This is a genomic window from Winogradskyella poriferorum (assembly GCF_050618035.1).
GTDB classification, from domain to species: domain Bacteria; phylum Bacteroidota; class Bacteroidia; order Flavobacteriales; family Flavobacteriaceae; genus Winogradskyella; species Winogradskyella poriferorum_A.
Genome location: NZ_JBODPY010000050.1, coordinates 1 through 263, shown reverse-complemented (window position 1 = coordinate 263; position 263 = coordinate 1). Strand labels below are relative to the sequence as shown.

Here is a 263-nt window from a genome sequence, read left to right as displayed (position 1 = left end):
GCCAAAGCTTTTTTGCTTTTCCATTTCCTGAAGTTGGATTAATAATTACAAACCACTTTTCGTCTGCCATTTTATGCAGATTTTTTGTGTAATAGTCTGGTAAGCTTAATAGAAAGGTCGGTTAGAATGATTTTCGAATTTCCGTTTCTCTCAATATGATAAATGGCGTCTTGTAACTCGTCACTTATTTCCATAATGTTGTTACCATGAACAAAAGGAGCAAAATTCTCGAGCTTGAAGTTTTTTGATTTAGGTTGTAAAAA

1 pseudogene is annotated in these 263 nt (G+C 33.1%); it reads right to left on the bottom strand.

The window, feature by feature from the left end:
• Nucleotides 1-71 precede the first annotated feature (71 nt).
• Nucleotides 72-263: pseudogene (locus ACRHOC_RS14880) on the bottom strand (DNA polymerase III subunit delta'); the annotation flags it as partial.